We start from the raw sequence: 26855 nt of genomic DNA, 5'->3' as shown, positions 1-26855 counted from the left end.
CAACCGAATGCGTTCTATTTTTGGAAAACCGCTGTTTTCGCTGTGCTAAAATGCGTTAACTATTATTTTATCTAAGACTTATCCATTTTTAGGAGACATGATTATGTTAGAAGCCTATCGCCAACAGGTTGCAGAAAGACTCGCTCAGGGCATCCCGCCTTTGCCATTAGATGCCAAACAAACCGCGGCCTTGGTCGAACTCATTAAAAACCCTCCCGCTGGGGAAGGTGAGTTTTTAGTTGAGCTTTTAACCGATAGAGTGCCTCCTGGGGTAGATGAGGCTTCTTATGTTAAGGCCAGCTTTTTAGCAGATGTTGCCAAGGGTGTGGTCAAAACTTCTTTAATTTCCGAAGAAAGAGCGGTGTTTTTATTGGGCACCATGTTGGGTGGCTATAATGTGCAACCTTTAATCGATTTATTAGATGCCTCTAAAGCCAGTGTTGCTGAAGCGGCCGTTGCAGCGCTTTCAAAAACCCTGTTGGTATATGATGCTTACCACGATGTGGCTGAAAAGGCAAAAACCAATGCTTATGCTCAACAAGTAATGCAAGCCTGGGCAGACGGCGAGTGGTTTACATCACGCCCAGCATTACCCGAAACTATTACGGTCACCGTATTTAAAGTGGATGGTGAAACCAATACCGATGATTTATCTCCAGCAACCGCTGCTTGGTCGCGCCCTGATATTCCGTTGCACGCCAAAGAAATGTTAGCCGCCAGAATGGAAGATGTGCCTGGCACTATAGATCGCCTAAAAGCCAAAGGGCATCCAGTGGCTTATGTGGGTGATGTGGTCGGAACGGGATCTTCTCGGAAATCAGCCATGAACTCTGTGATGTGGTTTTTTGGTGATGATATTCCTTATGTGCCTAATAAGCGCCAAGGTGGCGTGGTCTTGGGTGGCACGATTGCGCCGATTTTCTTTAACACTGCGGAAGATTCAGGTTCGCTACCGATTGAATGTGATGTTTCTAAAATGCAAATGGGGGATGTGATTACCATTCATCCCTATGCTGGTAAAGTGACTAATGAAGCGGGTGAAACCATTTCAACCTTTACACTGGCACCTGATACCATGCCCGACGAAGTGCGTGCGGGTGGGCGAGTGCCTTTAATCATTGGACGCGGCTTAACCAATAAAGCGCGTAAAGCCTTAGGCTTGGCAACTTCTGACTTATTTATATTACCAACCGATAAATCTCAGGCTGACCATGGGTATACTTTGGCTCAAAAAATGGTTGGGCAAGCTTGTGGAATAGCGGGAGTTCGCCCAGGTATGTACTGCGAGCCTCACATGACGACTGTGGGTTCTCAAGACACCACCGGTGCCATGACACGTGATGAAATGAAAGAACTGGCTTGCTTAGGTTTTTCAGCGGATTTAGTCATGCAGTCTTTCTGTCACACGGCGGCTTATCCCAAACCTGTGGATGTGAAATTACAGCACAGCTTGCCAGACTTTATGACCAGCCGTGGTGGGGTAGCGTTACGCCCAGGGGATGGGGTTATTCACTCTTGGCTAAACCGTTTGTTGTTGCCAGATACGGTTGGTACGGGAGGTGACTCTCATACTCGTTTCCCAATCGGGATTTCTTTCCCAGCAGGCTCAGGCCTGGTTGCTTTTGGCGCCACTTTGGGAGTAATGCCTTTAAATATGCCAGAATCAGTATTGGTGCGTTTTAAAGGTGAAATGCAACCTGGCATTACTTTGCGCGATTTGGTTAACGCCATTCCTTATCAAGCGATTCAAGAAGGGCTTTTGACGGTTGAGAAAAAAGGTAAGAAAAATATTTTCAATGGCCGTGTGCTTGAAATTGAAGGGCTTGAGCATTTAAAAGCGGAACAAGCGTTTGAATTGTCTGATGCCTCAGCCGAACGTTCTGCGAATGGTTGTGTGGTTAAGTTGGGTGTTGAGCCGATTGTTGAATTCCTAAAATCCAATATGGCATTGATTGACTGGATGGTTGAAAACGGTTACCAAGATGCCCGTACCTTATTGCGTCGCCGTGATGAAATGCAAGCTTGGATTGATAATCCTGTGCTGTTGCAAGCCGATGCAGATGCCGATTATGCGGCAGTGATTGAAATTGATTTGAACACTATCAAAGAACCGATTGTGGCTTGTCCTAATGACCCAGATGATGTGAAACTTTTGTCTGCTGTTGAAAATGCCAAAATTGATGAAGTGTTTATCGGCTCTTGTATGACCAATATCGGGCATTATCGTGCAGCTGGTAAGGTGTTGGAAGGCATGAGTAATGTGCCTACGCGTTTGTGGATAGCACCACCAACCAAAATGGACCAACGCCAACTTATTGAAGAAGGTTATTACAGCACTTACGGCAAAGTGGGCGCGCGTACCGAAATGCCAGGGTGTTCATTGTGTATGGGTAACCAAGCGCGAGTGGCGGATGGTGCGACCGTTTTCTCAACCTCTACTCGTAACTTCCCGAACCGTTTAGGTAATGGGGCGAATGTGTATTTGGGGTCTGCGGAATTGGCAGCGGTTTGTGCTTCATTGGGCAGAATTCCAACGCATGCTGAATATTTAGCCGCCGTTGAACGCTTAAATACCATGGCGGGTGAAGTTTACCGTTATTTACAATTTGATGAAATGGCGGATTATGAAGTGATTGCGCCAAAAAAATTGTCTGACATTGGCGTTGCTGTCGCTTAATTAACCCTTTTAAAACCTCTGTACAAAGCTGTACAGAGGTTTTTTGTAACTTCATTAAAGAAACTATGTCCAAAATTATAGACTTAAAAGGTTCGATTTTATCGCTCACCGTTTTAAGATTGCATTCTGATAATATTGCGGAAACCAAAGCTGCATTGGCCAATAAGATAGATCAGGCGCCCAGTTTTTTTGCTGGGATTCCCGTTGTATTAGAGCCAAAAGTGGTTTTGGGTGATGCCACCTATTTAGCCTTGTTGCTTGAGTTTTTGCGTCAATATCAAATGATTCCCATCGGTATTCGAACAGAAGATGCTCAATTGATAGAGCAGGCTGAGTATATTGGTTTGGCTGTTTTTCCTAAAGAAATCAAACCTAAAAAAGTACGAGAAGCAGAAAAGCCTAAGACTGAACAAACTGCGGTTGAATTGCCAGAAGAGGGGTTAAAGACCGCTATGCTGATTCAAACTTCTGTTCGCTCAGGCCAGCAGATTTTTGCCAAAAATCGTGATTTAATTATTTATGGGTCGGTAAATCCTGGTGCAGAAGTGGTGGCTGACGGCCATGTTCATGTGTTTGGCAAAGTCATGGGCAAAGTATTTGCCGGCGCATCTGGCGATACCGGTGCGCGTATTTTTGCCAGACAGTTGAAACCCGAATTGGTCTGCATAGCGGGCGCCTATCAGTTGGCAGAAGACATTCCCAATGAATTTCAACAAGGCTTTGTTGAAGTTTCATTAAAAAACGATAATTTAATTTTTAATACCAAAATATTAGACTAACCTCTAATCAGATTTAGGAGTACACCAGCGTGTCTAAAGTGATCGTCGTCACCTCTGGAAAAGGCGGAGTGGGAAAAACAACCACCAGCGCCAGTTTTTCAACCGGATTAGCTCAAAAAGGCTATAAAGTTGCCGTGATCGATTTTGATGTGGGTTTGCGTAATTTAGATTTAATCATGGGGTGTGAACGCCGCGTGGTTTACGATTTTGTGAATGTGGTTCAAGGCGAAGCCTCTTTAAAGCAAGCCTTAATTAAAGACAAACGCGTCCCTAATTTACATATTTTAGCGGCCTCGCAAACGCGTGACAAAGATGCCTTAACTCAAGAAGGCGTTGAGAAAGTGATTGAAGACCTAAAAGCAGATGGCTTTGACTTTATCATTTGTGATTCACCCGCAGGAATTGAAAAAGGCGCGCAATTGGCGCTGTATTTTGCAGATGAAGCCATAGTGGTCACTAATCCAGAAGTCTCATCAGTGCGTGACTCAGATAGAATTTTGGGCATTTTACAAGCCAAATCTCGTCGTGCTGAAAGAGGCGAAGAGCCAATCGTAGAGCATTTGGTGTTAACTCGTTACAACCCTAAGCGTGTAGAAACGGGTGAAATGTTGTCTGTGGACGATGTCATTGATTTACTTAAAATCAATTTATTGGGTGTGACACCAGAATCAGAAGATGTTTTGAATGCCTCTAACTCTGGTGAGCCGGTCATTATGAATGACACTTCTCATGCTTCAGAAGCCTATAAAGACATTGTTGATCGCTTTTTGGGTGAGGAAAAAGCACACCGTTTTATCACGGTAGAGAAAAAAGGCCTACTTAAGAAATTATTTGGGAAATAACCATGGCATTATTAGAGTATCTGCTCGGGCAGAAAAAGAAAAAAAGCGCCAATGTCGCCAAAGACCGTCTGCAAATATTGTTGGCACATGAAAAGTCAGAACGCAATGCACCAGATTATTTACCCCAATTGCGTAAAGAAATTTTGGATGTCATCGCCAAGTATGTCGAAATAGATCAAGACAAACTACAAATCAGCATAGACGAAGCCAATGGCTTTGAAGTGCTAGAGTTGAATTTGGTTTTGCCTGAAAAATAAGGGTTTTATAAGCAATACGATTTGCGCTCAATATAAATTGAAAGCAAATCGTTCATTCCCGATTAAACCAGGCCTGGTTGTTTTTGAGAGTTCTTTGTTAATTAATAGGGTCACTTAAAGTTACGGACGCAGAGGTTACTTCGCCTTTTGGTGAAATAATACTCACTTCAAAATTACCTGAGATCACGGTGTCGTTATCTGGAGCTGAAGTTACTGTCACTAAAAATTCTCTGTGACGACGGCTGTTAGCTATAGTACTTTCCGGAACCCCTGACAGTGTTCCGACCTCTGAACTGACAGATAAAGATGATCCGGTTGGTGCAGACTGCCTAACGGCATATAAGCAAGCAGCGGCATTAGGGTCTATAGTGTCTATGCGAGTTAAATTTGTTGCACTGGTTTGACATTTCGCAGCCGTATCTTCAATTAAAACCCAAAAAAATTGATTGCTAGTTCCTACAGCAAAAGGCTGAATCGTATTTTTGGCATTTAAACAGTTAACAGTATCAATTTTTCCTGCAGCTGTTAAGCAGGTGTTTACTGTGCCATTGGTTTCATATATTTCAATATTGGGGTGGTTATCAGCAAGAATAAGGACTTTACTGTCACGCACATGCGTGAGTAAATTGGAGCGCCCCGCGAGATTATTGGCATCAGTAGGACAATCCGTTGGGTGATTACAAGGAAAACCATTGTATTTCCCGTCAGCAGATGTGTAGGTGTTGCTACTATCATAATCAACATAGCGCTCATCTCTGGCTAGATCATTCACAAACCCTGATGTAGCAATAGGATTATAAACCCCATTTTCATCATCATCTCGAAAGGCTTCTGGTAGGTCATCAAAAATATCTACATTATCAAAGACGCCATCTTCTCCGCCTTCACGATCATAGAAGGTTTCTGTACCTATGGTATAGGCCATAATGGTAACACGGTGATCGACAGGTCTAGGCGCTTGGCTACGCCAAGTAACTGAGCATACTCCATTATCTGTTTGACAAGCAGGTTCAATGCTGCCACCCTCTGCAGTGAAGTAAACAGCGGTTCCATTAGGAACCGGATTGTTGTTTCGGTCAGCAGCTCTAGCGGTAACCAAAACTTCTTCGCCACTATAAGACCACCCTTGAGGAGCTAGGGTTTCTAGTGTTATTTCAAAACTATTTTGATCCGGTATGCTGGTAGCTATACCAAGGATATCTGATTGGATAGAGATAGTGTTTCCGTTTAAATCTGTCGTAAAAGCGGTTACTCGAACGCTAGTAGGTACTGTGCCTGACAAAACATAGGTGAAAGCTTCACCATCACTATTTGTGATGGCGCTACTGTTGGTCAGGCTGAGATTGCCTACAGAGGTTGAGATCTTAAAATTAAGCGTAGCCCCTTCAACTGCAAATCCTGAAGTATCGACTAATTTGAATGTGACTTTAGCTTGTTCAGCTAAACCTATTCCGCCAGTCCCCTTAAGAGAAAGTTGTGTCGGGGCAGCTGAAATAAATTGAATTGAACTGACACTTGAAGAACTGGTACCTGTTGTTGAGGTTGAAATAACTTCAAAGTTTTGTGTTGTGGTGTAAGTGTCATAGGTCATCGTAATTGTACCGACAGATGCACTGGTACTTAAGTCAGATGGCGGACTTACATTAAAACTGGTTTCACCGTTAGTGTCAGTTAGACGAGGTTGACTTACTGTTCCTAAATTAGTGGAAACCGTAATAATTGCACCAATGATAGGTCGTTTGTAACTGTCGAGAAGTTTAATTTTGATAACTGCGGTGTCGTTTGAGGGAATAGTGGTTGTTGATATACCGTTAGAAGCTAGGGTAAAACTGGTTAAGTTGAGCCCTGCGGTTGTTATTTGGGAGCTAGTTTCACCACCACAAGCACTCAAAAACAGGGTAAAAAAAATGTAAATCATTGAACTTGCTAGTTTTTTAAGTTTGACCATTTATTTTTAATATCCAAAAAATTGTAATTTAAGTTGTTTAGAAGTCAGCATTCTATAGCGGTTAAGAGTTCTTCTTTCAGTAGTAATTGCATTTTCTCATCTTCAAGCGCTTCGTTGTTGAGGTTGCTGATTAAAAACACATCCTCTGCTTTTTCCCCAATGGTGTGAATCTTAGCATCATGCACGCGTACTTTGCATTTTTTAAATGCTTGCGCAATTTTAGCCAGTAGTCCAGGGATGTCTTTGGTGTTGATGGTCAGCTCTGTCCATTTGCTGTTAAGTTGTGCAAATACAATTTCGGTGGGTGTGTCAAAGCATCTAATTCTACGATTGAGCGCTTTACTGATGGTTTTGGAGGGGACTTCTTGTTTAAGTCCGTTTTCTAGAGTTTCTTGAATTTGTTTTAAAATGTTTTCATCTGTAACAGGGTTATGAGCGGTATCGAGAAAGTACACCAAGACCAATGAGATATTTTCATTGCCTGTATAAAGTTTAGCTTCCACAATGTTGAGGTTTAGCTGTTCAAGAATGTGAGTAAAGTGGGCAAAAAGATAATCTCTGCCAGGCATTAAAATAATGAGTTCTGAGGCGCCTTTTTGGGTTTTGGCTTCAATGTGTATATAGATTTCTTGTGGGTTTTGTGTGTAGAGCAGTTTAGTCATGCGCGCAATTTCTCGAGCAGACTGCTGAGTAAAGAAATGGGTTGTGGCAAAATCTTCCCAAAACCATTGAAAATCCTGTGAGGTGATGTTGCGTTGCATCAAAATATCTTTGGCTTTTTCTTGGTTATAAAGGGCTAATTTTTTTCGATCTTTAGGGATGGTATCGGCTTTATCAAGTGCTTTAGAAGTGGCATTGTAGAGCTGCAAAAATAAAGAATTTTTCCATTCATTCCAAACTTCTTTTGAGGTCGATAATACATCTGCGACTGTTAATAAATATAGATAGTCTAAACGTTCTTGCGAACCAACCAGTTTTGCAAAGGATTGAATGACCTCTGGGTCTGATAAATCTTTGCGTTGTGCAACTGATGAGAAATCTAAATGCTTTAAAACCAACCAGCTTAGGAGGTCACTGTCTTTTTGAGTTAGGTTGTGACAGGTGCTAAATTGTTTGGCATCTTCAGCGCCTAAAACTTCATGTGAGCCGCCTCGACCTTTGGCAATGTCGTGAAACAGTCCAGATAAAATCAAAATTTCTGGTTTGCAGAGATTTTTAGCCACTTGATGAGCTGTTGGGTATTCATAGGCATAATCATCTACAAAGAATCGACGCAAATGGCGAATCACCAAAATAGTATGCTCATCAACCGTATAGGCGTGAAAAATATTAAATTGCATCAAGCCACAGACTTTTTGAAATACTGGCAAATAGGCGCCTAATATTCCATAACTGTGCATGCGTTGGATGGCTGCGTGAACTCCTTTGGGTTGACGAAATATTTCAATGAATAAAGCTTTGTTAATGGGGTCTTTACGAAATTGTTCGTCAATCAAATACAAATGAGTGCGAATTAAGCGTATGGTTCTTGAGCGAATACCTTTGATAACATGGGTGTAGTTTTCAAGAATGATAAAAATTTCTAATAAAGCGGTTGGGTTTTTTTGAAATAGGTTGTCTTGTTGTACATCAAGATAGTCATTAACGATTTGAAACCTAGGGTTAATTTCGGTGATGACAGGTTTACCTTGATTGAAGATTTCTTCATTAAAATGTTGCAGCAAAATTTCATTGAGTTTGGCAATGATGCTGACATTTTGATAATAGCGACTCATAAAGTGTTCGACCGCTTTGCGTTCATCGTTTTCAATGTAACCGAGTGCATGGGCTACTTGTTGTTGGTTGTCAAACAATAGGCGGTCTTCTAAACGGTTTTTTAGGCGATGCAGAGTAAAGCGAATGCGATTTAGAAATAAATAAGCCGATTTAATTTCTTGATATTCTTCGGTGCTGATAAACGAGCGGCCGACCAGTTCTTGCAACGAGTCTGCCCCAAAATGTCTTTTGGCTACCCAGAGCAAGGTGTGTAAGTCACGCAAGCCACCAGGGCTTTCTTTGATATTAGGTTCAAGTTGATAGAAGGCGTCATTAAAGCGTTTGTGGCGTTGATTTTGCTCAGCAACTTTAGCGTTATAAAATTCTTCGCTGGGCCAAAACTTTTTAGAGCGCCACAGCATTTGTAATTTTTGAAAATGCTCATAGTTACCACTCAGCCAGCGCGACTCTAGAAGGTTGGTAGCCGTCGCAACATCTTCTTTAGCGGCGTCGATGGTTTCTTGAAAGCTTCGAATGGCATGACCCACTTTGAAGCCAATGTCCCATAAAAAGGTAACCAATTTAGAAAAAGGTTCTTCAAGCTCGGTACATTGCTCTGAGATTAATAAAATGTCTATATCCGAAAAAGGCTGCAACTCTTTGCGTCCGTAACCCCCAACTGCAATCAGTGAAACTTCGCTTTGGGCAGTAACGGGAATAAAATGTTTCCAAATCTTCTTGAGCAATTGGTCAACAAACGATGTGCGCTCTTGAATAAGGAGCTCAACACTGGTGTGTGCATCAAAGTTTTGGAATTGCTGCTCATTAAAGGCTTTTAGAAGTTTTCGGCCAACTTTCAAGGCCTCATTCATGTCTTGTTTTTGCAACAATAAAACAAAATTACTGAGCGCAGGAAAAGGAGTTGAAGAAGGTGTTGAGTCCTTAATTATGTCTGTCATGCTTGACCCGGAAGTACTGGCGTTTCTTGGTCTCTTAAAGTAAGCGCTTCGTAGCCATTCGCGGTTACTAATAAAGTGTGTTCCCATTGCGCGGAAAGCTTGCGATCTTTAGTGACCACTGTCCAATTATCGCCTAAAACCTTAACGCCTGCTTTCCCCATGTTGATCATGGGCTCTATGGTAAAAATCATCCCTTCTTTTAAAACAATAGATTTTAAGTCTGGTGAGGCGTAATGCAGAACCTGAGGTTCTTCATGAAAATCTGCGCCTATGCCATGGCCGCAATATTCTTCAACTACAGAATAATTGTTTTTATGAGCATGGGTTTCGATGGCTAGAGCAACATCATATAAGGTCGCGCCAGGCTTGACTTGTTCTATACCAAGCCACATACATTCTAGTGCTACCTGGCATAAGCGATGGGCGTAAGGTTTAACTTGACCAATTTCAAACATGCGACTTGAGTCACCGTGATAACCATCTTTAATCACTGTAATGTCTATATTAACGATGTCGCCGTCTTTAAGGATTTTATTTGGATCAGGGATACCATGGCAAACCACTTGGTTGATAGATATGCAGCTAGACGCCGGAAATCCGCGATAGTTTAAAGTGGCAGGAATGGTGCCTTGAACATTTACCATGTAATCATGTGCGATATCATTTAGTTCGCCCGTTGATACGCCAGCTTTGACATAGGGTTCTATCATGCTAAGGACTTCGCCGGCCAATTTGCCCGCGACACGCATTTTTTCGATTTGTTCGGCTGTTTTGATTTTAATGGTCATGTGCTTCTCGTTACTACCCAACTGACTGTAACAAGTCGTCAGTTGTTATGCATTCATTAAATTGAATGGTGATGATTGTTATTTTGGCTAAATTATGATATAAATGCGCCGCTTTCTCAAATGAGAGCTAATTTTAACAAAAAATCCACACGCTTGTCGGCACATCAAACGGGGTGCTTTAAGAAGTTAGTCTTTTTAAAGTTCGTTTTTTGGGATAAGCGGAGGCATAACCCAACTATTGGAGAAAAAATCATGGCAAAAGTCACTATGCGTGAAATGCTAGAAGCCGGTGTTCACTTCGGTCACCAAACGCGTTATTGGAACCCAAAGATGTCTCAGTACATCTATGGTGCAAGAAACAAAATTCATATCATCAACCTAGAAAAAACACTACCTATGTTTAACGACGCGTTGAACTTTTTAGGTGGCGTTGCAGCTAAAAAAGGCAGTGTCCTTTTTGTTGGAACTAAGAAAGCTGCAGGTCCATTGGTTGCTGAATTCGCTAAAAGCTGCGGCATGCCTTATGTTGACTACCGTTGGTTGGGTGGTATGTTGACTAACTTCAAAACCATCAAACAGTCTATCAAGCGTTTAAAAGAACTTGAGACTATGGAACAAGATGGTACTTTTGAAAAAATCACCAAAAAAGAAGCTTTGATGTTAACGCGTCAAAAAGCTAAGTTAGAGCTTTCTTTGGGCGGTATCAAAGATATGCGCGCTATGCCAGATGCTATTTTCATTATCGACACAGGAAATGAAAAAATTGCTATTCAAGAAGCTAAAAACTTAGGTATTCCAGTGGTTGGTGTTGTCGATACTAATAACGACCCTATGGGATTAGATTATGTTATTCCTGGTAACGATGATGCGATTCGTGCCATCACTTTATACTTGTCTGCCGTTGCAGCAGCAGTAAACGAAGGCAAATCAACCATTACAACAGGTGCTACTGTTGAAGGTGATGACTTCGTAGAAGCAGAAAAAGCAGAATAAGTTTAGATATTTGAACCAGGCCTGGTCAAAAACCGGGCCTTTTTGTTTTTAGATTATCAAGATAACGACAAGGACATTAACAACATGGCAATTACAGCTGGTATGGTTAAAGAACTGCGCGAAATGACTGGCGCAGGTATGATGGATTGTAAAAAAGCGTTGGCAGAAGTTGACGGTGATATGGAAGCGGCGATTGAGTTTCTTCGCAAAAAAGGTATGGCAAGCGCTGATAAAAAAGCAGGCCGTGTTGCTGCAGAAGGTGTCATTGCAATTGCAGTTTCTGATGACAAGAAAAAAGCAATCATTGCAGAAGTTAACTGTGAAACAGATTTCGTTGCTAAGGGTGATGAATTTAAAAACTTTGCAAACGAAATCGCTGCGATTGCTTTAGCAACTGGCAATCTAGACATCGAAAGTTTAATGAACGAAAAAATGGCTTCTGGTAAGACAATTGATCAAACTCGTCGTGAAATGATTGCTCGTATCGGTGAAAACATGGCGGTTCGTCGCATGGAGTTAGTCGAAACTTCTGGTCAGATTGGTCAATATCAACACGGTGAAAAAATTGGTGTTGTGGTCAGTTTAGAGGGTGGAGATGAAGCTTTATCTCGTGATTTAGCGATGCATGTTGCGGCTTCTAAGCCACAAGCCTTGTCTTCTGATGAGGTAGATCCTGAAGTCTTAGAAAAAGAGCGCAAGTTCCAAATCGAACAAGCTCAAGAATCTGGCAAGCCAATGGAAATCATTGAGAAAATGATTGAAGGGCGTATGCGTAAATACCTTCAAGACATTACTTTGTTAGGTCAGTCTTTCATTAAAGATCCAGATCAAACAGTTGAAAAATTGCTTAAGTCTAACAATGCAGCTTGTAAAGGTTTCATTCGTTTAGAAGTGGGTGAGGGTATTGTGATTGAACAAACTAACTTTGCTGATGAAGTAGCGGCTGCGGCAGCTGCGGCTCAAAAAGGTTAATTTGTTGTTATGATAAAAAGCCATGGTATGTTTTGTGTGCCATGGCTTTTTTGTATATAAGATTTGCAGATATTTTCTAAAAGACGGTTTTGACTAGAGTTGTTCTCAATTGGTTTTTACAAAGTATCCAATGATCGTTTAAGTTTTAAAAGAGGTTTAACATGGCTTTAAAGTATCAACGCGTATTGCTTAAATTTAGTGGTGAAGCCTTGATGGGGTCAGCGGATTTTGGTTTAGACGCTCAAACTTTGCGTCAAGTTGTGGCAGAAGTTAAAGCATTGCACGACCTAGGTGTTGAAGTTGGTATTGTTGTGGGCGGCGGGAATATTTTCCGTGGCGCACAAATTCAGGGTGCAGGCATTCAAAGAACCACTGGCGACCATATGGGTATGATGGCAACCGTGATTAATGCGTTGGCATTACGCGATGTGATTGAAGATATGGGTATGCATGCAACCGTATTTTCAGCAATGTCGATTGAAGGTGTTTCGCATGGCTTTAATGCTAATCATGTTAAAAAGCAATTAGAGCAAGGTAAAATTGCTTTGTTTGCAGCCGGAACGGGTAGTCCATTTTTCACCACCGACACAGCAGCCGCATTGCGTGGTATTGAAATTGATGCAGACATTGTATTAAAAGCCACTAAAGTCGATGGTATCTACACAGCAGATCCAAAGAAGAATCCAACGGCTACACGCTATGAATTTTTATCATACGATGAAGTGATACAAAAAAACTTACAAGTTATGGATATGACGGCTTTCGTATTGTGTCGTGAACATCGTATGCCCATTCGTGTTTTTGATATGTTTAAAAAAGATGCCGTCATTAGAATTGTCAAAGGGGAAGCCGAAGGCACCCTGGTTTCTGGAGGAGAATAAAATGCTCAATGATATTCGTGAAGATGCTAAAGCCAGAATGGCTAAGTCTGTCGAAAGTTTAGAAGTGAATTTTGCCAAAATAAGAACGGGGCGTGCTCATCCGAGTATTTTGGATTCTGTTAAGGTGGATTATTACGGTACAGAAGTGCCTATTAGCCAAGTTGCTAATATTAATGTGGAAGATGCCCGTACCCTAACGGTTCAGCCTTGGGAGCATCCGATGATTGCCAAGGTTGAAAAAGCGATTATGATGTCTGACTTGGGTATTAATCCAGCGACTTCTGGAAATTTAATTCGCATTCCTATGCCGCCCTTAACGGAAGAGCGTCGTCGTGAATTTGTTAAGGTCGCTCGCACTGAGGCAGAACAAGCTAAGGTTGCGATTCGCAATATTCGTCGTGATGCTAATGGCGATTTTAAGGCCTTGAATAAAGAAAAAGAAATTACCGATGATGAGTTGCGCCAAGCGGAAGATGGCATTCAAAAAATAACCGATGCATTTACCGCTAAGGTGGATGAGTTATTGGCTGAAAAAGAAAAAACTTTACTCGAAATCTAAGCGTAAATGCTTGCCTAGTATGGCATAATTGTGTGCTAGGTTATTAAACGGCCTGAAGTTTAACTATTTCGGGCCGTTTTTGTTTGTGCAAATTATGCAGTACTTTCCAGTGTAATTGCGTTGAATGCTGTTAGATTTATTTCCATAAAAGCTTAAGGGATTGATTTGTCTAAAGAAAATATCAGTCAAAATATGCCACGCCATATTGCCATTATTATGGATGGTAACGGTCGTTGGGCTAAAAAGCGATTTTTGCCAAGATTTGTAGGGCATCAGCGTGGACTTTCAGCGGTTAAAAGAGTGGTTTCTTATTGTGCCAATCACCAAATTGATGCGCTAACCTTATTTGCATTCAGTACCGAAAACTGGAAAAGACCCGCGGAAGAGGTTTCACAGTTGATGAAACTTTTTTTGAAGGCGCTCCAAAAAGAAGTTGAACTTTTAAATGAAAATAATGTTCGGTTACGCATTATTGGAGATAGAAGTCCATTTAATGAAGCCATTCAAACCCATATTGACTTAGCCGAAGCTCTAACCGCGCAGAATACCGGTTTAACCTTAACCATTGCAGCCAACTATGGTGGTCGTTGGGATATTGTGAATGCGGTGCATCATTGGCAGCAAAATAACCCAACCAAAAGCGTTGCTGAAATGACGGAAGCTGATTTGAGTGCAAGCGTCTGTTTGGCAGATTTGCCCGAGCCTGATTTGTTGATACGCACCGGCGGAGAGCAGCGCATCAGCAATTTTTTAATTTGGCAAATGGCGTACGCTGAGTTTTATTTTACAGATGAGCTTTGGCCAGAAATAGATGAGCAGTCTATGGATAGAGCAGTCGCTTCTTTTAAAAGCCGCGAGCGTCGTTTCGGGCAAACCAGTGAACAGGTTGCAGATGTTAAAAACTAGAGTCATTACGGCCATTATTTTGGCGAGTGTTGTTGGAATCTTACTGTTTAAAGCCAATGCTTTGGTTTGGCAAGGGTTTGTTCTGTTGGCAACAGCCGTGGCGGCTTGGGAATGGGCAGGGTTTGCAAGTGGTTTAAAAATAGCTCAAAAAATTCAATACAGTATATTAGTAACGCTATTAACTTGGTTTCTTTTACCTTTTTTAAGTTTTTCTGGATTAGAGTTGTTAACGGCTCTATCAGCCATTTGGATGTTTTTTACAGTGGTTCGCTATCAAAAAACTCAAGGCCAACCCTTGTTAACTTCTCGAGCCTTAATTTTACTATTGGGGTTAGTTTCAATCTTTTTATTTTCCAAAGTTCTAATCGATTTCCGTGAGGTTTTTAGCCCTCTGCTCTTGCTCTTTAGTATGTTTGTGGTTTGGTCAATTGACACAGGCGCCTACTTTAGTGGTAAAAAGTTTGGTAAGCACAAGCTGGCTGTTTATGTCAGTCCAGGTAAAACTTGGGAAGGTGTCGTGGGTGGCTTTTTGTTGTCGTTTGTGATTGCTTGGGTAGGATTGCAATTGTTAACACCGCAATTGCATATTTCTTATGTTTGGATGGCCTTAGCAATGGCGGCAATTGCCTTATTTTCTGTGGTGGGTGATCTGTACGAAAGTCTACTGAAGCGTCAAGCAGCGATAAAGGATAGCGGTGTCATTTTTCCGGGTCACGGGGGTATGCTGGATCGAGTTGATAGCTTAATGATTGCCATGCCCATGTTTTATTTATTGTGGTATTGGGTTCAAGCCTAATGGATATTATTTGGTCTTTATTAGGCTTTTTGGTGGCCATGAGTTTGCTGGTGTTTATCCATGAGTATGGTCATTATTTTGCCGCCAAAATTTTTAATATTAAAGTCCTCCAATTTTCTTTAGGGTTTGGTAAACCTTTTTATACCAAACAAGTCGGTGAAACTCAGTTTTGCTTAAGTCCAATACCTTTGGGTGGTTTTGTCCGTTTTGTGGATGAAAGAGAAGGTCCTGTTGCGCCAGAAGATTTATCTCGGGCCTTCAATAGACAGTCGGTTTACAAACGCTTTGTGGTTGTTGCCGCCGGACCTTTGGTGAATTTAGTCTTTGCGTGGATTGCATTTTCACTCATTTATGTTTCTGGAATTAATGGTTTAAAACCGTTATTTGTTGCTGATAACAAAGCATCAGTTGTGACGAACGCTATTCTTAAAGAAAATCCTATGACGGATCTTAGTCAAGCCGTTTGGCAGATAAAAGCCATAGATGGTCAGACTATCTATTCTTGGCAAGAGGTCTATCAATCTGTGGTGAGTGGATTGGTTAAAGATGAAAATTCGTTACCGCTGATGATTGAAAATTTTGCAACCCAGCAAACGCTTGAAGTCCAGGTGAGTCTAAAAGGCTTAGATTTGGATGCCCCTAAGCAAGATTGGCTAAAAATACTTGGCTTTGATCCTTTTCAACCGCCAGTTCCTGCGATTATTAATAAAATCCAGCCGGGTTCGGCAGCTGAAATTGCGGCTCTTAAAACGGGAGATCAAATCATTGAAATGGATGGTGTGACCATTTCAAATTGGCAAGAACTGGTAGAGGTCGTTCGAGTTAATCCTGATAGAAAAGTCGGTTTAAAATTTTTAAGAAATCAGCAGCAGTATTCAGTCGATTTACCACTGAAAAGTCGCATGACAGAAAAGGGTTTGCAGGGTTCTATGGGCATTTCAGTCATGATGCGACCTGCGGATTTGGAGCCCTACATCATTCAGCAAAGTTTCAGTCCTGTTGAAGCAATGGTTAGAGGTGCTGAACACAGTCTCAATTTAATAGATTTGACTTTGGTTATGATTAAACGCATGCTGTTTGGCGAAGTGTCTATGAATAATTTATCAGGCCCTATCAGCATTGCACAATTTTCAGGTAAAGCCATGCAAACGGGATGGATTTCTTTTTTAAGTTTGCTTGGGTTGTTAAGCTTGAGTTTAGGTGTTTTAAATTTATTGCCCATTCCTGTTTTGGATGGGGGGCATTTGTTTTATTACTTAATCGAAATGATTAAGGGGTCGCCGGTTAATGAGTCGGTGCAGTTGATTGGTCAAAAAATTGGACTCTTTTTGATTCTGATGTTGACATTTTTTGTAATTTTTAATGATGTGGTTCGGCTCTATAATGCTTAATTTTTTAAATGTTTTGAAAAAAACTGCTTTAGTGTGCAGTCTTATAGCTTTGCCTGTGATGAGTTCACAAGCAGCACCTTTAGTCATGTCGATTCAGGTAGAGGGAAATCAGCGAATCAGTTATGAAACGGTTAATAGTTATTTGCCCATCAATAAAGGACAAGAGCTGACCAGCGAAAAGATTCAAGGCAGTATTCAGGCGCTCTATAAAACTGGGTTTTTTAAAGATGTCAGTCTTTATTTAAAAGATGAAAATGTTTTGGTGGTTAAAGTCTTAGAAAGACCTTCTATTTCTGATATTAAAATTGAAGGTAATGAACTGATCAAAACAGATGACATGAATCAGGCTTTAGAAGCCTTAGGCATTAAGAAGGGTCGTATTTTTAATGCAACGCAAATGGACCGAATCATTCTAGACCTGAGACGCCGTTATCAAAACCAGGGCTATTATGCGGCAGATGTGAATATTGTTGTCGATGAGCTACCGCGCAATCGCGTGGCATTAAATATTAAAGTGGAAGAAGGTAAGCCAGCATCCATTGGTCGTATTACTTTGGTGGGTAATAAAACCTATGCTGATGAGTTGCTAAAAGGCGAATTGTTATTATCTGAGTCTGCATTGATGGGTGACAGTGATAAATACGCCAAACCAAAATTACAAGCCGATTTAGAAACCCTTAAGTCTTACTACATGGACCGAGGTTTTGCGGAGTTTGAGGTCGTTTCTTCACAGGTGAGCTTGTCACTGGACAAAACCAAAGTTTTTATCACCATTAATCTTAATGAAGGTCCTCAATACACGGTTGAAAATATTGTTTTTTCAGGCAATACCATACTGCCTAAAGACGAATTAAAGCAGCTTCTCAGTATTGAAGATAATAATTTATTTAATCGTAGTGCGGTGATTAGCAGTGTTAATGCCATTCGAGATCGCTTAAGTGAAGAGGGTTATGCTTTTGCAGAAGTAGAGCCCTTAACGCAACTTAATAAAGAACAAAGAACGGTCAAGATTGATTTCAGAATAGAGCCAAAAGACCGAGTCTATGTGCGCAGAATTTTGATTGAAGGCAATACGCGTACGAGGGATCATGTGATTCGCCGCGAAATGCGTCAATTTGAAGCGGCGCCTTATTCTTTGAAAGCGGTACAAAGATCTAACACCCGTTTAAATCGACTCGGTTATTTTAAGGTCGCTAAGGTAGATACCCAGCGCATCAGTAAAGACGAAGTTGATTTGGTGGTTAAGGTTGAAGAACAGTCAACCGGTTCTTTTAATGCGGGGATAGGGTATTCTCAGATAGATGGTATGAGTTTAACCATGGGGGTTACAGAACGAAATGTCATCGGTTCGGGTAATACCGCTAGTTTTAATGGTCGTTATAGCGCCTCTACAAAATCATTAGATTTGAGTATTACCAACCCTTACTTTACACAAGATGGCGTTTCTTTAGGTGGCGGTGTTTATTATCGCGAAATCGATGCTGCTGAATTAGGCGTTTCAGATTATTCAACCAATAATTATGGTGTTCGTTTAAATGTGGGCTATCCCTTAAGTGAGTTCAGTAATGTGTCTTATGGACTTAAATTGGATGATCAAAATTTAATCTGTATTGATACCTTTACCGCTTGTAAAGATTACAGTGATGTTTATGGAACGCATTTTGGATCAGCTCGTTTGTCTATGGGCTGGAGCTATGATTCTAAAAATGCTTTTTATTTTCCAAGTAAAGGACAATCAACCAGCTTAACGGGTGAAATTATTACTCCGATTGATGAGTCAAATATAGCTTTTTATAAAATTTATGCCAATGAAACTGTCTATGTTCCACTTTTCAATGCGGTTTCATTGAAAGTTAAGGGTGATGTTTCTTACGGTGATGGATTGGGGGGGTACAAAGGTTTACCCTTCTATGAAAACTTTTATGCAGGTGGCATTGGCTCTGTTAGAGGGTATGAGCCTAATAGTTTAGGGCCTGTGTATGATTACGCTACTCAAGGTTCAAGTAGCCCTGTGGGTGGTCGGGTTAAGCTAATTTCAAGTGCTGAATTGGTATTTCCCATGCCATTTATTGAAGACTCATCCAATATTCGTGTCAGTTTATTTTTGGATGCAGGGAATGTCTTCACGGATTTTAATCAGGTTAAAGTTGAAGAGTTCAGAGCCTCAACAGGTTTAGGGATCTCTTGGATCACACCAGTTGGGCCGCTCGCATTCAGTTTGGCAAGAGCCTTAAATGATCAGCCGGATGATAAAACCCAGGTGTTCCAATTTAACTTAGGCATCCCTATGTAAAAGATTAAATTAGCCCAGAATAATGGGTTAAAATGTTTCAATGTTTTGTTAATGAAAAGGTTTAGTAAAATGCGTTCAACCTCTAATATTTTGTTTGGTGTCATTTTAAGTGTTGCTTCTTTAGTTGGATTTGTTCAAGCTGCAGAATCAGCACCCGCCAAATTAGGCGTGGTGAATGTTGGTTTATTGTTAGAACAAGCGCCACAAGCTAAGCAGGCCAGCTCTAATTTGGAAAAAGAATTCGGCCCCCAGCAAAATGAACTCAAGGCTGCCGCTAAAGATTTAGAGCAAAAGCAGCAAGACTACCAAAAGAATAAAATGCTGTTAACCGAAACGCAAAAAGCCACAAAAGAACGCGAAATTACCATGTTGACTCGCGAAGTCCAAAGAAAACAAAATGACATCCAAGAATTGGTTAATATTCGTCGTAACGAGGAGCTGGCTAAACTGCAAGGCTTGGTGAACCAGGCCATTAAAGAAATTGGTAAGCAGCAAGAGTTCGATCTTATCCTTTATGAAGGGATTGCTTACACTAACAATCGTTTAGATGTCACTCAGGCAGTTTTGGATTATTTGAAAAAGCTCAACAATGACAAGCGTGCTGGATTTAATCAATAAATTCTGAGGCAGAATTGTGCAAAAGGACGAATTACTAGAATTTTTGTCTCAAAATGAAATTGAGTTTGAGTATCAGGGTAAAGATGCCCTAGCATTGACAAAAGTGGCAGATTTGGAAAAGGCAACCTCTCAAGAGATTGCCTTTTTTAATGACCCCAAACGCAAAGAACAATTAAAGTCGACTCAAGCAGGCCTGGTTATTTTAAAGGCTGAATTTTCGGATTTAACGGTTTGTAATCGCTTAATCGTTAAAAATCCCTATTATGTATACGCGCTCCTTGCCCAAAAATTCAATCCTTTACCCAGTCAAAAAGGAATTCACCCCTCAGCCGTTGTTGACGGTTCTGTGGTTGTTCCTGCTAGCTGTTATATCGGACCGAATGTTGTTATAGAATCAGGTGTGCTTCTTGGAGAAGGTTGTCAAATTTCAGCGGGTTGTTACTTAGGTAAAAATGTTACTTTAGGAAAAAACTGTTACTTAGGCCCAAATGTGGTGATTATGAATGACTGTGTTTTGGGTGATGAGGTTATTTTGCAAGCCGGATGCGTCATCGGTGGCGAAGGTTTTGGTTTTGCGCCTCAGGCAGGGCAGTGGATTAGAATTCCTCAAATTGGTAGAGTCATAATTGGTAATCATGTTTCCATTGGAAACAATACAACCATTGATCGAGGCACCTTACAGGATACCGTGATTGAAGATGATTGCATTATAGACAACTTAGTGCATATTGCTCATAATGTTAAGATTGGACAAGGCAGTGCCATTGCTGCTCAAACTGGATTTGCGGGTAGCTCACAAGTCGGAAAACAGTGCATTTTTGCAGGGCAGGCTGGTGTTGTGGGGCATTTAAAAATATCAGATGGTGTAATGGTTATGGCAAAAGCGGGCGTCACTCACTCGCTCAAACAACCTGGAAGTTACTCTGGTTTTCCAGCCATACCGACAGGTGAATGGCAAAAAAATACCGTTAGAGCTAAAAACTTACAGAAAATGGCTCTGCAAATTAAAGACCTTGAGCAATCAATCAAAGAATTAAAAAATCAACTGGAAGAAAAATAAAATGATGGAAGTTAAAGACATATTTGACTATTTACCCCACAGATACCCATTTTTATTGGTAGATCGTGTGACGGAGTTTGTGCCGGGCGTTTCATTAAAAGGGTATAAAAATGTGACCTTTAACGAACCACAATTTACCGGACATTTTCCCAATAATCCGATTATGCCGGGTGTGATGATTATTGAAGCCATGGCACAATGTACTGGTATTTTAGCCTTCCGTTCACAGGGTGAAAAACCTGATGGTTCTTCTATGTATTATTTAGCAGCGGTCGATAATTGTCGTTTTCGTCAGCCTGCCGTTCCAGGTGATCGTCTTGATTTTGAAGTGGTGACTACGGGTAATAAACGCGGCATTTGGAAGTTTGAATGTGTCACTAAAGTTAATGGCAAAGTCATTGCTTCAGCAGATTTATTGTGTGCGGAAAGAAAGGTTTAATTCTATTTTATGAGTCTTATTCATCCTACAGCGATTATTGATTCTAGTGCCTGCATTGCTGATGATGTCAAAATTGGTGCTTTTTGTGTCATAGGCGCGGATGTAACGATTGGTTCAGGTTGTATTTTAGAGCCTCATGTTGTTATTTCTGGGCCTACGGTCATTGGTGAAAAAAATCATTTTTATCCGTTTGGCTCCATTGGTGCAGCCCCTCAAGATAAAAAATTTGTTGCCAGTGATGTCACTCGTTTAGTGATTGGTCATCGCAATATGTTTCGAGAAAATGTCACCATTAATCGGGGGACGGTTCAAGATAGAGGCGAAACCACCATTGGTGATGATAACTGGATCATGGCGGGCGTTCATATTGCGCATGATTGTGTCATTGGCAATAATGTCATTTTTGCGAATGCTGTGGCTTTAGCCGGGCATGTTACTGTGCATGACTGGGCAATTTTAGGTGGCTATACTTTGGTGCATCAATTTTGCCATATCGGTCAACATAGTTTTTGTGGCATGGGCAGTGTTCTGAGTCAAGATGTGCCTAATTTCGTGACGGTTTCTGGAAACTTAGCCGTACCTCGTGGCTTAAATTTAGAAGGTCTTAAAAGACGCGGTTATGATAAAGAGCAGATCAATATCATTAAAAAATCCTACCGCGCCCTTTATCGTTCAGGCAATCGTTTAGAAACGGCGATTAATGAAATTGAATCATTAAATGACGAAAAAGGCACGCTATCTAATTTAATTCATTTCTTGCAACACTCCAGTCGTGGCATCGTTCGCTAAGTCAGTTCAACAACCCATTTCGCATCCTGTGATTGCTTTAGTTGCAGGAGAGGCCTCTGGTGATACCTTGGGCGAAGGGCTTATTCGCTCCTTAAAACAGCGTTTTCCGCACGCCACCTTTATAGGTGTGGGTGGCACCAAAATGATTGGGCAGGGATTGCAGTCTTTTTTCCCTATGGAAAAATTATCCGTTATGGGTATTTTTGAAGTCTTAAAACACTTACCTGAATTACTCAAATTACGCAGTTCTTTGATTCAAACTTTGCTAGCGCTTAAGCCAGATGTATTTATTGGGATTGATGCTCCTGACTTTAACTTTAAGATAGAACGAGTACTTAAATCAAACGGCATTAAAACCATTCATTATGTTGGGCCATCCGTTTGGGCCTGGCGAGAAAAACGCTTAGTCAAGATTAAGCAATGTGTCGATGGAGTTTTGGTTTTATTCCCTTTTGAAACACCCTATTACGACAAATATCAAATACCGGTTAAGTTTGTTGGTCATCCGTTAGCCAATGAAGTCCCTGAGTCACCCAATTTAGAGCAGGCACGGGTTTACTTTCAATTATCTGTTTTGAAAACTGTGGTCGGTTTGTTGCCGGGTTCGCGAATGAGTGAAATTCGCTTAATGACTCCGGTTTATTTGCAGGCAGCTAAAAAACTGTTAGAAATCATGCCCGATTTACATTTTTTAATTCCCTGTGTGCATCAAGCCGCACAACTTCTGATTGCTGAGCAAGTGGCTTTGCTGGGATTACAAAAGCAAATAACCTTGGTTTCTGGGCAAGCGCAAAAGGTGATGGAAGCGTCTAACTTTTTGATAGTGACCTCTGGCACAGCCACTTTAGAAGCGGCTCTAATGAAACGCCCCATCATCATCGCAATCAAGGTACACCCTTTTTCTTATTGGTTAATGAAGAAGCTCTCAACAACCCAATGGATCGGTTTGCCGAATGTTTTGGCGCAACAATCTCTGATACCTGAGTTTATTCAAGAAGAGGCAACGGCTGACAAGATTGCTCTTGCATTGGGTAAACTCATGGCAGACACCAAGCAACAACATAAACAGTTAGCGGCCTTTGATGTTCAGTATCATCAACTTAAACAAAATGCATCAGAGCTTGCGGCTGATGCAGTGGTTGATTGGGCAAATTTATCACAGCCGTTGACTCATTAAGTTAATGCAACAGTTAGATTTATCTATTTTAGACTCTAGTTTGGCGACAGCACGAGTCGTCGGAGTTGATGAAGTTGGGCGCGGGCCTTTGATTGGCGAAGTGGTTGCGGCAGCAGTTATTTTACCGGACGACTGTGATTTGCCTTTGCGAGATTCAAAAAAGCTGTCAGAAAAACGCCGTTTAGAGCTTTCGGCTTTAATCAAAGAGCAAGCCTTGGCTTTTTGTATTGCATCGGCCAGTCCGGCTGAAATAGATGAAATCAATATTTTACAAGCCACTCTGTTGGCCATGCAAAGAGCGATAGCGGGTATCAAAATACCTTTTGACAAGGTGCTGGTTGATGGTAATCGCTGCCCTAAAATAACGGCAGCCTGTGAAGCCATTGTGAAAGGGGATTCGAAAGTCATGGCAATTTCAGCGGCTTCTATTTTGGCTAAGGTTCATAGAGATCAGCAAATGATGGATTTAGACCTTCTTTATCCGCAATACGGGTTTGCCCAGCACAAAGGTTATCCAACAGAGGCACATTTAAAAGCCATTCAAGAATTTGGTTTAATTGAAGGCTATCGCACTTCATTTAAACCGGTAAAGTGTATTTTAAGTCAAAACCCAGCCTAAATTTAACCAGGCCTGGTTATTTTTGGGGTAAATTTAGCGTAGTGGGTCGATTTTTAGTCCTGCTTTGAGTTAATATTATTCCATTCTTCCAATAAGGTGATCGTTACTCATGAGTACTACATTAGAACAAGTCGAAAAAACCGCTCAACTTAGTAAAAATAATCAAATGAGTTTGATGATTTTTCAGGTGCAATTTCCTAAGCCTGACTATCAACCACCTTATTACGGGATGAATGTTTTCAAGGTGAGAGAAGTGCTTGAAGCGCGTGCCTATGATGTATCACCCATGCCAGACTCGAACGCTTTGATAGAAGGGATGATTGAGTTGCGGGGCGTTTACTTGCCTGTCATTGACTTGCCTAAGTGGATGGGTTTTGAAATGACGCCGGAAGAAAAAGATAAGTCAATTATCATTGTTTCTGACTTTAGCCATAACTTTATCGGGATGCGCGTTGCCCATATTCACGGTGTAGAAGAAAAAGACTGGGCTGAGATTCGTCCCGCATCCAACTACAATGTGAATGTTAATACCAACCAAATTGTTAACCATACCTATTTGAATGATGGTAAAACCTTATGTTTTATCTTGGATATCGAAAAACTACTGATTGAAGCCATGCCGGCTATGGCAGAAAAGATTTTTGCATCTGCCAAGCAAGTTGATAAAAATAAACATGTGTTCAGTGACAAAGTCAAAAATGGCACGATTTTATTTGCAGAAGACAGTAAATCCATTCAGAAATACATGGGAATGGTGTTTGATCAGTTAGGGTTAAAACACAAGGGCTTTGATAACGGTCGTTTGATGTTGAATTACATTAAAGACTTGCCGAATATGAATGACATTTCAGTCATCTTTACGGATCTTGAAATGCCTGAAGCCTCTGGTCATACGGTCATTAAAGAGTTAAGAGCGGATCCAAAAACGGCGAAAATGCCTATCATTGTTCATACTTCCATGACCAGTGAAAATAACAGTCGTGAAGTTATTGAGATGGGGGCCAACTACTTTATCGGTAAAGTCGATACTGACTTAATCGTGAACACTTTAACGAAAGTGGAAACTGAAATGTTAGGTGTTGTTCGCTAATAGTATTAGAAAATCATGCGTGAGTGTGGTTCCCACACTCACCAATATCCTCGTTCCAGATATCAGGATTTTGTTGAATAAATTTTGCCATCAAAACTTTGCACCCAACATCATTAAGCTCTATCACCTCAACACCGGCTTCTCTTAACCAATCTAAATGCCCCTCAAAATTTTGAGATTCGCCGACGATAACCGTGCCAATTCTGAATTGTCTAATCAACCCCGAACAGTACCAGCAGGGTGCAAGTGTGGTGACTAAAATTTTATCGGTATAACAGGTTTGTCGCCCAGCGTTTTTAAATGCCGCGGTTTCGCCATGAACCGATGGGTCATCGTCTTGCACTCGACGATTACGCCCTTTACCTAATAAGTTACCTTGCGAATCAAGTAAAGCGGCACCCACAGGAACCCCACCTTCATTAAAACCTATCAGCGCTTCTTCATAGGCAATCTTCAAAAGTTTTTTAACATCTAAGTTTAATGAAGTCATTTTGTAATCCTTTCAGAAATGTAAAATTTGTTATAGTTTCGTGGACTGTGATGAGTAATTCAAGTCATTAATAAAGTTTTATTGAGCAGGAGTGATGCATGAAAGTTTTTTCGTCGGTTTATGATGTGCCAAATCGAGTGCCAGAATCGTTAAATGCCGATACCAAGCCCGTTGAAAACTTCAACTTAGATTTAACCCAAAAAGTGGTTATAGAAACCCAAGCGGTAGAATGGCAAGGAAGTCGTTCAGAGTTTGTACTCAGAAAACCGTTGGAAAGAGCTTTGGCAGAATCGGGCAGAACAACGAGTTTGGTCACTTTTTTACCGGGAGCCAGTTTTCCGCAGCATTCTCATCCTCTTGGCGAGGAAATTTTAGTTTTATCGGGCGTGTTTTCAGACGAAACGGGGCACTATCCTGCGGGTACCTACATTCGAAATCCGCCAGGTTCATATCATTCGCCTTACAGCCGAGAGGGATGCGTGCTGTTTGTGAAGTTGGATCAATTTGACCCTGAAGACTCGGAACGAGTGGTGCTCAATACCTTTGAAACGCCTTGGCATCCTGGGATTGGTGGATTGCAGGTAATGAGTTTGCACAGCTTTAAGGCTCAGCACACCGCTTTAGTGCATTGGCCTAAAAATGAACAATTTCAACCGCATCATCATTGGGGAGGTGAGGAAATTTTAGTTCTATCGGGTGAGTTTTGTGATGAGCATGGTGTATATCCTGCTGGCAGTTGGTTGCGCAGTCCACACTTAAGCCAACATAATCCCTATGTGAATGAGGAAACGGTGATTTTGGTCAAAACGGGTCACTTGTAAGAGTTTGCAAACCTTGTAGGCCCCCCGTGTGCAATAAAATAATCTTTGAGTTGGGTGGGAAGCGATTTTTACTCAAGGCTTCGTAAAACCCCAAAACCATTTTTGCCGTGTAAATGGGGTCTAAAACAATATCAAACTCGGCTCTGAATTGCTGCTGAGTTAATTCAATTTCGGGGGTTATTTTGCCGTAACGAATGGGATTTTCAAGGTTCAAAAATGCCCAATTTTTTGGGTTTTTCTCAGCGACCCAGTCATTGTCATTTTGTATCCACCGACAAATATCCGTTTTTAAAAAGTCTCCACTGCCCAGTGTAGCTACCCCTAAAACGGTTTGAGCGCTGTTCATTTTTAAATGGCGAACCAAACCAGACAAAGTGGCTCCTGTGCCAACAGCGGTGATGAGATGCGTCCAATTGGGGCATTGCTGGTCTATTTCGGTAGCAAGTGTTTGTAGACCGGCAATAGCCAAATCGTTACTGCCGCCCTCGGGAATAATCCATGCATCTGGATAACTTTGTTGAAGCTGGTGTTGAAAGTTGAGTTGACTTTTTAGTCGATAATCAGTTCGGCTTAAAAAGTGTAACTGCATACCGTTTAAGTGTGCAGTTTTAAGAGTATGGCTCCATTTTGATGGGGTGTTTTGCAGTTCGTCACCTCGAATAAAACCCATGCTTGAAAAACCGTAAAGTTTGGCAGCCGCAGCCGTGGCCGCAATGTGATTTGAGTAGGCACCGCCAAACGTCAGTAAAGTAGTTTTGTTTTGAAGTTTTGCTTGTTCCAAGTTAAATTTGAGTTTATGCCATTTGTTACCTTGTATTTCAGGATGGTTTAAATCGTCGCGTTTCATAAAAACTTCGATGTTTGCATCTTCAAACAAAGGGCTTTTTAGCATTTGCAAAGGGGTTGTCGAAAGTGGAGTTTTTGGCATCATAGGTTAATTTTGGGCTATCGGATAA

Annotated in this window: 25 protein-coding genes; 20 read left to right on the top strand and 5 right to left on the bottom strand. The window is 41.2% G+C overall.

Features of this window, described 5'->3' with window-relative positions; all coding sequences use genetic code 11:
- Window positions 1–103: 103 nt before the first annotated feature.
- The 4 genes from acnB (at window position 104) to minE (ending at window position 4555) form a co-directional block, all read left to right on the top strand.
- Window positions 104–2677, top strand: coding sequence for a bifunctional aconitate hydratase 2/2-methylisocitrate dehydratase (gene acnB / locus THMIRH_RS07175; RefSeq protein WP_173291446.1), 2574 nt, complete (start codon window positions 104–106; stop codon window positions 2675–2677).
- A gap of 65 nt (window positions 2678–2742) precedes the next feature.
- On the top strand, window positions 2743–3456 hold the full coding sequence (gene minC / locus THMIRH_RS07170) for a septum site-determining protein MinC (RefSeq protein WP_173291445.1): 714 nt from the start codon (window positions 2743–2745) through the stop codon (window positions 3454–3456).
- 29 nt (window positions 3457–3485) lie between these two features.
- Complete coding sequence (minD, locus tag THMIRH_RS07165; protein ID WP_173291444.1) at window positions 3486–4298, top strand: septum site-determining protein MinD; 813 nt, start codon at window positions 3486–3488, stop codon at window positions 4296–4298.
- A gap of 2 nt (window positions 4299–4300) precedes the next feature.
- Window positions 4301–4555, top strand: coding sequence for a cell division topological specificity factor MinE (gene minE, locus THMIRH_RS07160; RefSeq protein WP_173291443.1), 255 nt, complete (start codon window positions 4301–4303; stop codon window positions 4553–4555).
- 97 nt (window positions 4556–4652) lie between these two features.
- Here minE and THMIRH_RS07155 read toward each other — a convergent pair whose 3' ends face one another.
- The 3 genes from THMIRH_RS07155 to map are packed head-to-tail and all read right to left on the bottom strand — an operon-like array spanning window position 4653 to window position 10005.
- Entirely contained in the window at window positions 4653–6503 is a 1851-nt protein-coding gene (locus THMIRH_RS07155; RefSeq protein WP_173291442.1) for an Ig-like domain-containing protein, read from the bottom strand.
- Window positions 6504–6547: 44 nt separating this feature from the next.
- Window positions 6548–9217 carry a [protein-PII] uridylyltransferase gene (gene glnD / locus THMIRH_RS07150; RefSeq protein WP_173291441.1) on the bottom strand — a complete coding sequence of 890 codons (2670 nt, stop codon included), beginning with the start codon at window positions 9215–9217 and terminating at the stop codon, window positions 6548–6550.
- Entirely contained in the window at window positions 9214–10005 is a 792-nt protein-coding gene (gene map / locus THMIRH_RS07145) for a type I methionyl aminopeptidase (protein ID WP_173291440.1), read from the bottom strand. The genes glnD and map overlap by 4 nt, the downstream gene beginning before the upstream one ends.
- 252 nt (window positions 10006–10257) lie before the next feature.
- Here map and rpsB point away from each other — a divergent pair, with 252 nt between their 5' ends.
- The 15 genes from rpsB to THMIRH_RS07070 all read left to right on the top strand — a co-directional run bounded on the left by rpsB (window position 10258) and on the right by THMIRH_RS07070 (window position 24588).
- Entirely contained in the window at window positions 10258–10998 is a 741-nt protein-coding gene (gene rpsB / locus THMIRH_RS07140; RefSeq protein WP_173291439.1) for a 30S ribosomal protein S2, read from the top strand.
- An 84-nt stretch (window positions 10999–11082) separates the two neighbouring features.
- On the top strand, window positions 11083–11970 hold the full coding sequence (gene tsf / locus THMIRH_RS07135; protein WP_173291438.1) for a translation elongation factor Ts: 888 nt from the start codon (window positions 11083–11085) through the stop codon (window positions 11968–11970).
- 161 nt (window positions 11971–12131) lie between these two features.
- The gene (pyrH, locus tag THMIRH_RS07130) at window positions 12132–12851 is read left to right on the top strand and encodes a UMP kinase (RefSeq protein WP_173291437.1); all 720 of its coding nucleotides are present in this window, start codon (window positions 12132–12134) and stop codon (window positions 12849–12851) included.
- Window position 12852: 1 nt separating this feature from the next.
- Window positions 12853–13410, top strand: coding sequence for a ribosome recycling factor (gene frr, locus THMIRH_RS07125; RefSeq protein WP_173291436.1), 558 nt, complete (start codon window positions 12853–12855; stop codon window positions 13408–13410).
- A 192-nt stretch (window positions 13411–13602) separates the two neighbouring features.
- Window positions 13603–14316, top strand: coding sequence for a polyprenyl diphosphate synthase (gene uppS / locus THMIRH_RS07120; protein ID WP_243831527.1), 714 nt, complete (start codon window positions 13603–13605; stop codon window positions 14314–14316).
- Window positions 14303–15112: a phosphatidate cytidylyltransferase gene (locus THMIRH_RS07115; protein ID WP_173291435.1), complete on the top strand. Its 810-nt coding sequence runs from the start codon at window positions 14303–14305 to the stop codon at window positions 15110–15112. Before uppS ends, THMIRH_RS07115 begins: the two co-directional genes overlap by 14 nt.
- On the top strand, window positions 15112–16503 hold the full coding sequence (rseP, locus tag THMIRH_RS07110) for an RIP metalloprotease RseP (RefSeq protein ID WP_173291434.1): 1392 nt from the start codon (window positions 15112–15114) through the stop codon (window positions 16501–16503). Before THMIRH_RS07115 ends, rseP begins: the two co-directional genes overlap by 1 nt.
- A 58-nt stretch (window positions 16504–16561) precedes the next feature.
- Window positions 16562–18796: an outer membrane protein assembly factor BamA gene (gene bamA / locus THMIRH_RS07105; protein ID WP_243831402.1), complete on the top strand. Its 2235-nt coding sequence runs from the start codon at window positions 16562–16564 to the stop codon at window positions 18794–18796.
- A 69-nt stretch (window positions 18797–18865) separates the two neighbouring features.
- Entirely contained in the window at window positions 18866–19414 is a 549-nt protein-coding gene (locus THMIRH_RS07100) for an OmpH/Skp family outer membrane protein (RefSeq protein WP_173291432.1), read from the top strand.
- A gap of 16 nt (window positions 19415–19430) precedes the next feature.
- Window positions 19431–20474, top strand: coding sequence for a UDP-3-O-(3-hydroxymyristoyl)glucosamine N-acyltransferase (gene lpxD, locus THMIRH_RS07095; protein ID WP_173291431.1), 1044 nt, complete (start codon window positions 19431–19433; stop codon window positions 20472–20474).
- A 1-nt stretch (window position 20475) separates the two neighbouring features.
- Window positions 20476–20913, top strand: a complete 438-nt coding sequence (gene fabZ / locus THMIRH_RS07090; protein ID WP_173291430.1) for a 3-hydroxyacyl-ACP dehydratase FabZ — start codon at window positions 20476–20478, stop codon at window positions 20911–20913.
- Window positions 20914–20922: 9 nt separating this feature from the next.
- Window positions 20923–21702 carry an acyl-ACP--UDP-N-acetylglucosamine O-acyltransferase gene (gene lpxA, locus THMIRH_RS07085; RefSeq protein WP_173291429.1) on the top strand — a complete coding sequence of 260 codons (780 nt, stop codon included), beginning with the start codon at window positions 20923–20925 and terminating at the stop codon, window positions 21700–21702.
- Window positions 21686–22879: a lipid-A-disaccharide synthase gene (lpxB, locus tag THMIRH_RS07080; protein ID WP_243831401.1), complete on the top strand. Its 1194-nt coding sequence runs from the start codon at window positions 21686–21688 to the stop codon at window positions 22877–22879. Before lpxA ends, lpxB begins: the two co-directional genes overlap by 17 nt.
- Window positions 22880–22883: 4 nt before the next feature.
- A complete protein-coding gene (rnhB, locus tag THMIRH_RS07075) occupies window positions 22884–23498 on the top strand; it encodes a ribonuclease HII (RefSeq protein WP_173291428.1) in 615 nt (204 codons plus the stop codon).
- Window positions 23499–23607: 109 nt separating this feature from the next.
- The gene (locus THMIRH_RS07070; protein WP_173291427.1) at window positions 23608–24588 is read left to right on the top strand and encodes a chemotaxis protein; all 981 of its coding nucleotides are present in this window, start codon (window positions 23608–23610) and stop codon (window positions 24586–24588) included.
- Between the two features lie 13 nt (window positions 24589–24601).
- Here THMIRH_RS07070 and THMIRH_RS07065 read toward each other — a convergent pair whose 3' ends face one another.
- The gene (locus THMIRH_RS07065) at window positions 24602–25078 is read right to left on the bottom strand and encodes a nucleoside deaminase (RefSeq protein WP_173291426.1); all 477 of its coding nucleotides are present in this window, start codon (window positions 25076–25078) and stop codon (window positions 24602–24604) included.
- 98 nt (window positions 25079–25176) lie between these two features.
- Here THMIRH_RS07065 and THMIRH_RS07060 point away from each other — a divergent pair, with 98 nt between their 5' ends.
- A complete protein-coding gene (locus THMIRH_RS07060) occupies window positions 25177–25899 on the top strand; it encodes a cupin domain-containing protein (RefSeq protein ID WP_173291425.1) in 723 nt (240 codons plus the stop codon).
- Here the strand turns inward: THMIRH_RS07060 and THMIRH_RS07055 are convergent.
- Window positions 25880–26830 carry a 1-aminocyclopropane-1-carboxylate deaminase/D-cysteine desulfhydrase gene (locus THMIRH_RS07055; protein ID WP_173291424.1) on the bottom strand — a complete coding sequence of 317 codons (951 nt, stop codon included), beginning with the start codon at window positions 26828–26830 and terminating at the stop codon, window positions 25880–25882. The genes THMIRH_RS07060 and THMIRH_RS07055 overlap by 20 nt on opposite strands.
- Window positions 26831–26855 lie beyond the last annotated feature (25 nt).

It is taken from the genome of Thiosulfativibrio zosterae, from assembly GCF_011398155.1.
Classification (GTDB): domain Bacteria; phylum Pseudomonadota; class Gammaproteobacteria; order Thiomicrospirales; family Thiomicrospiraceae; genus Thiosulfativibrio; species Thiosulfativibrio zosterae.
This window is presented reverse-complemented; position numbering and strand designations above follow the sequence as displayed.

What these genes read in the sequence shown, in the direction of transcription:
- glnD (WP_173291441.1), bottom strand. Translation starts at nt 9,217, where the DNA reads ATGACAGACATAATTAAGGACTCAACACCTTCTTCAACTCCTTTTCCT.
- frr (WP_173291436.1), top strand. Translation starts at nt 12,853, where the DNA reads ATGCTCAATGATATTCGTGAAGATGCTAAAGCCAGAATGGCTAAGTCT.
- lpxA (WP_173291429.1), top strand. Translation starts at nt 20,923, where the DNA reads ATGAGTCTTATTCATCCTACAGCGATTATTGATTCTAGTGCCTGCATT.
- rseP (WP_173291434.1), top strand. Translation starts at nt 15,112, where the DNA reads ATGGATATTATTTGGTCTTTATTAGGCTTTTTGGTGGCCATGAGTTTG.
- bamA (WP_243831402.1), top strand. Translation starts at nt 16,562, where the DNA reads ATGAGTTCACAAGCAGCACCTTTAGTCATGTCGATTCAGGTAGAGGGA.
- THMIRH_RS07100 (WP_173291432.1), top strand. Translation starts at nt 18,866, where the DNA reads ATGCGTTCAACCTCTAATATTTTGTTTGGTGTCATTTTAAGTGTTGCT.
- minE (WP_173291443.1), top strand. Translation starts at nt 4,301, where the DNA reads ATGGCATTATTAGAGTATCTGCTCGGGCAGAAAAAGAAAAAAAGCGCC.
- rnhB (WP_173291428.1), top strand. Translation starts at nt 22,884, where the DNA reads ATGCAACAGTTAGATTTATCTATTTTAGACTCTAGTTTGGCGACAGCA.
- THMIRH_RS07070 (WP_173291427.1), top strand. Translation starts at nt 23,608, where the DNA reads ATGAGTACTACATTAGAACAAGTCGAAAAAACCGCTCAACTTAGTAAA.
- THMIRH_RS07060 (WP_173291425.1), top strand. Translation starts at nt 25,177, where the DNA reads ATGAAAGTTTTTTCGTCGGTTTATGATGTGCCAAATCGAGTGCCAGAA.
- THMIRH_RS07115 (WP_173291435.1), top strand. Translation starts at nt 14,303, where the DNA reads ATGTTAAAAACTAGAGTCATTACGGCCATTATTTTGGCGAGTGTTGTT.
- map (WP_173291440.1), bottom strand. Translation starts at nt 10,005, where the DNA reads ATGACCATTAAAATCAAAACAGCCGAACAAATCGAAAAAATGCGTGTC.
- rpsB (WP_173291439.1), top strand. Translation starts at nt 10,258, where the DNA reads ATGGCAAAAGTCACTATGCGTGAAATGCTAGAAGCCGGTGTTCACTTC.
- pyrH (WP_173291437.1), top strand. Translation starts at nt 12,132, where the DNA reads ATGGCTTTAAAGTATCAACGCGTATTGCTTAAATTTAGTGGTGAAGCC.
- minC (WP_173291445.1), top strand. Translation starts at nt 2,743, where the DNA reads ATGTCCAAAATTATAGACTTAAAAGGTTCGATTTTATCGCTCACCGTT.
- acnB (WP_173291446.1), top strand. Translation starts at nt 104, where the DNA reads ATGTTAGAAGCCTATCGCCAACAGGTTGCAGAAAGACTCGCTCAGGGC.
- uppS (WP_243831527.1), top strand. Translation starts at nt 13,603, where the DNA reads ATGCCACGCCATATTGCCATTATTATGGATGGTAACGGTCGTTGGGCT.
- fabZ (WP_173291430.1), top strand. Translation starts at nt 20,476, where the DNA reads ATGATGGAAGTTAAAGACATATTTGACTATTTACCCCACAGATACCCA.
- THMIRH_RS07055 (WP_173291424.1), bottom strand. Translation starts at nt 26,830, where the DNA reads ATGATGCCAAAAACTCCACTTTCGACAACCCCTTTGCAAATGCTAAAA.
- THMIRH_RS07065 (WP_173291426.1), bottom strand. Translation starts at nt 25,078, where the DNA reads ATGACTTCATTAAACTTAGATGTTAAAAAACTTTTGAAGATTGCCTAT.
- THMIRH_RS07155 (WP_173291442.1), bottom strand. Translation starts at nt 6,503, where the DNA reads ATGGTCAAACTTAAAAAACTAGCAAGTTCAATGATTTACATTTTTTTT.
- tsf (WP_173291438.1), top strand. Translation starts at nt 11,083, where the DNA reads ATGGCAATTACAGCTGGTATGGTTAAAGAACTGCGCGAAATGACTGGC.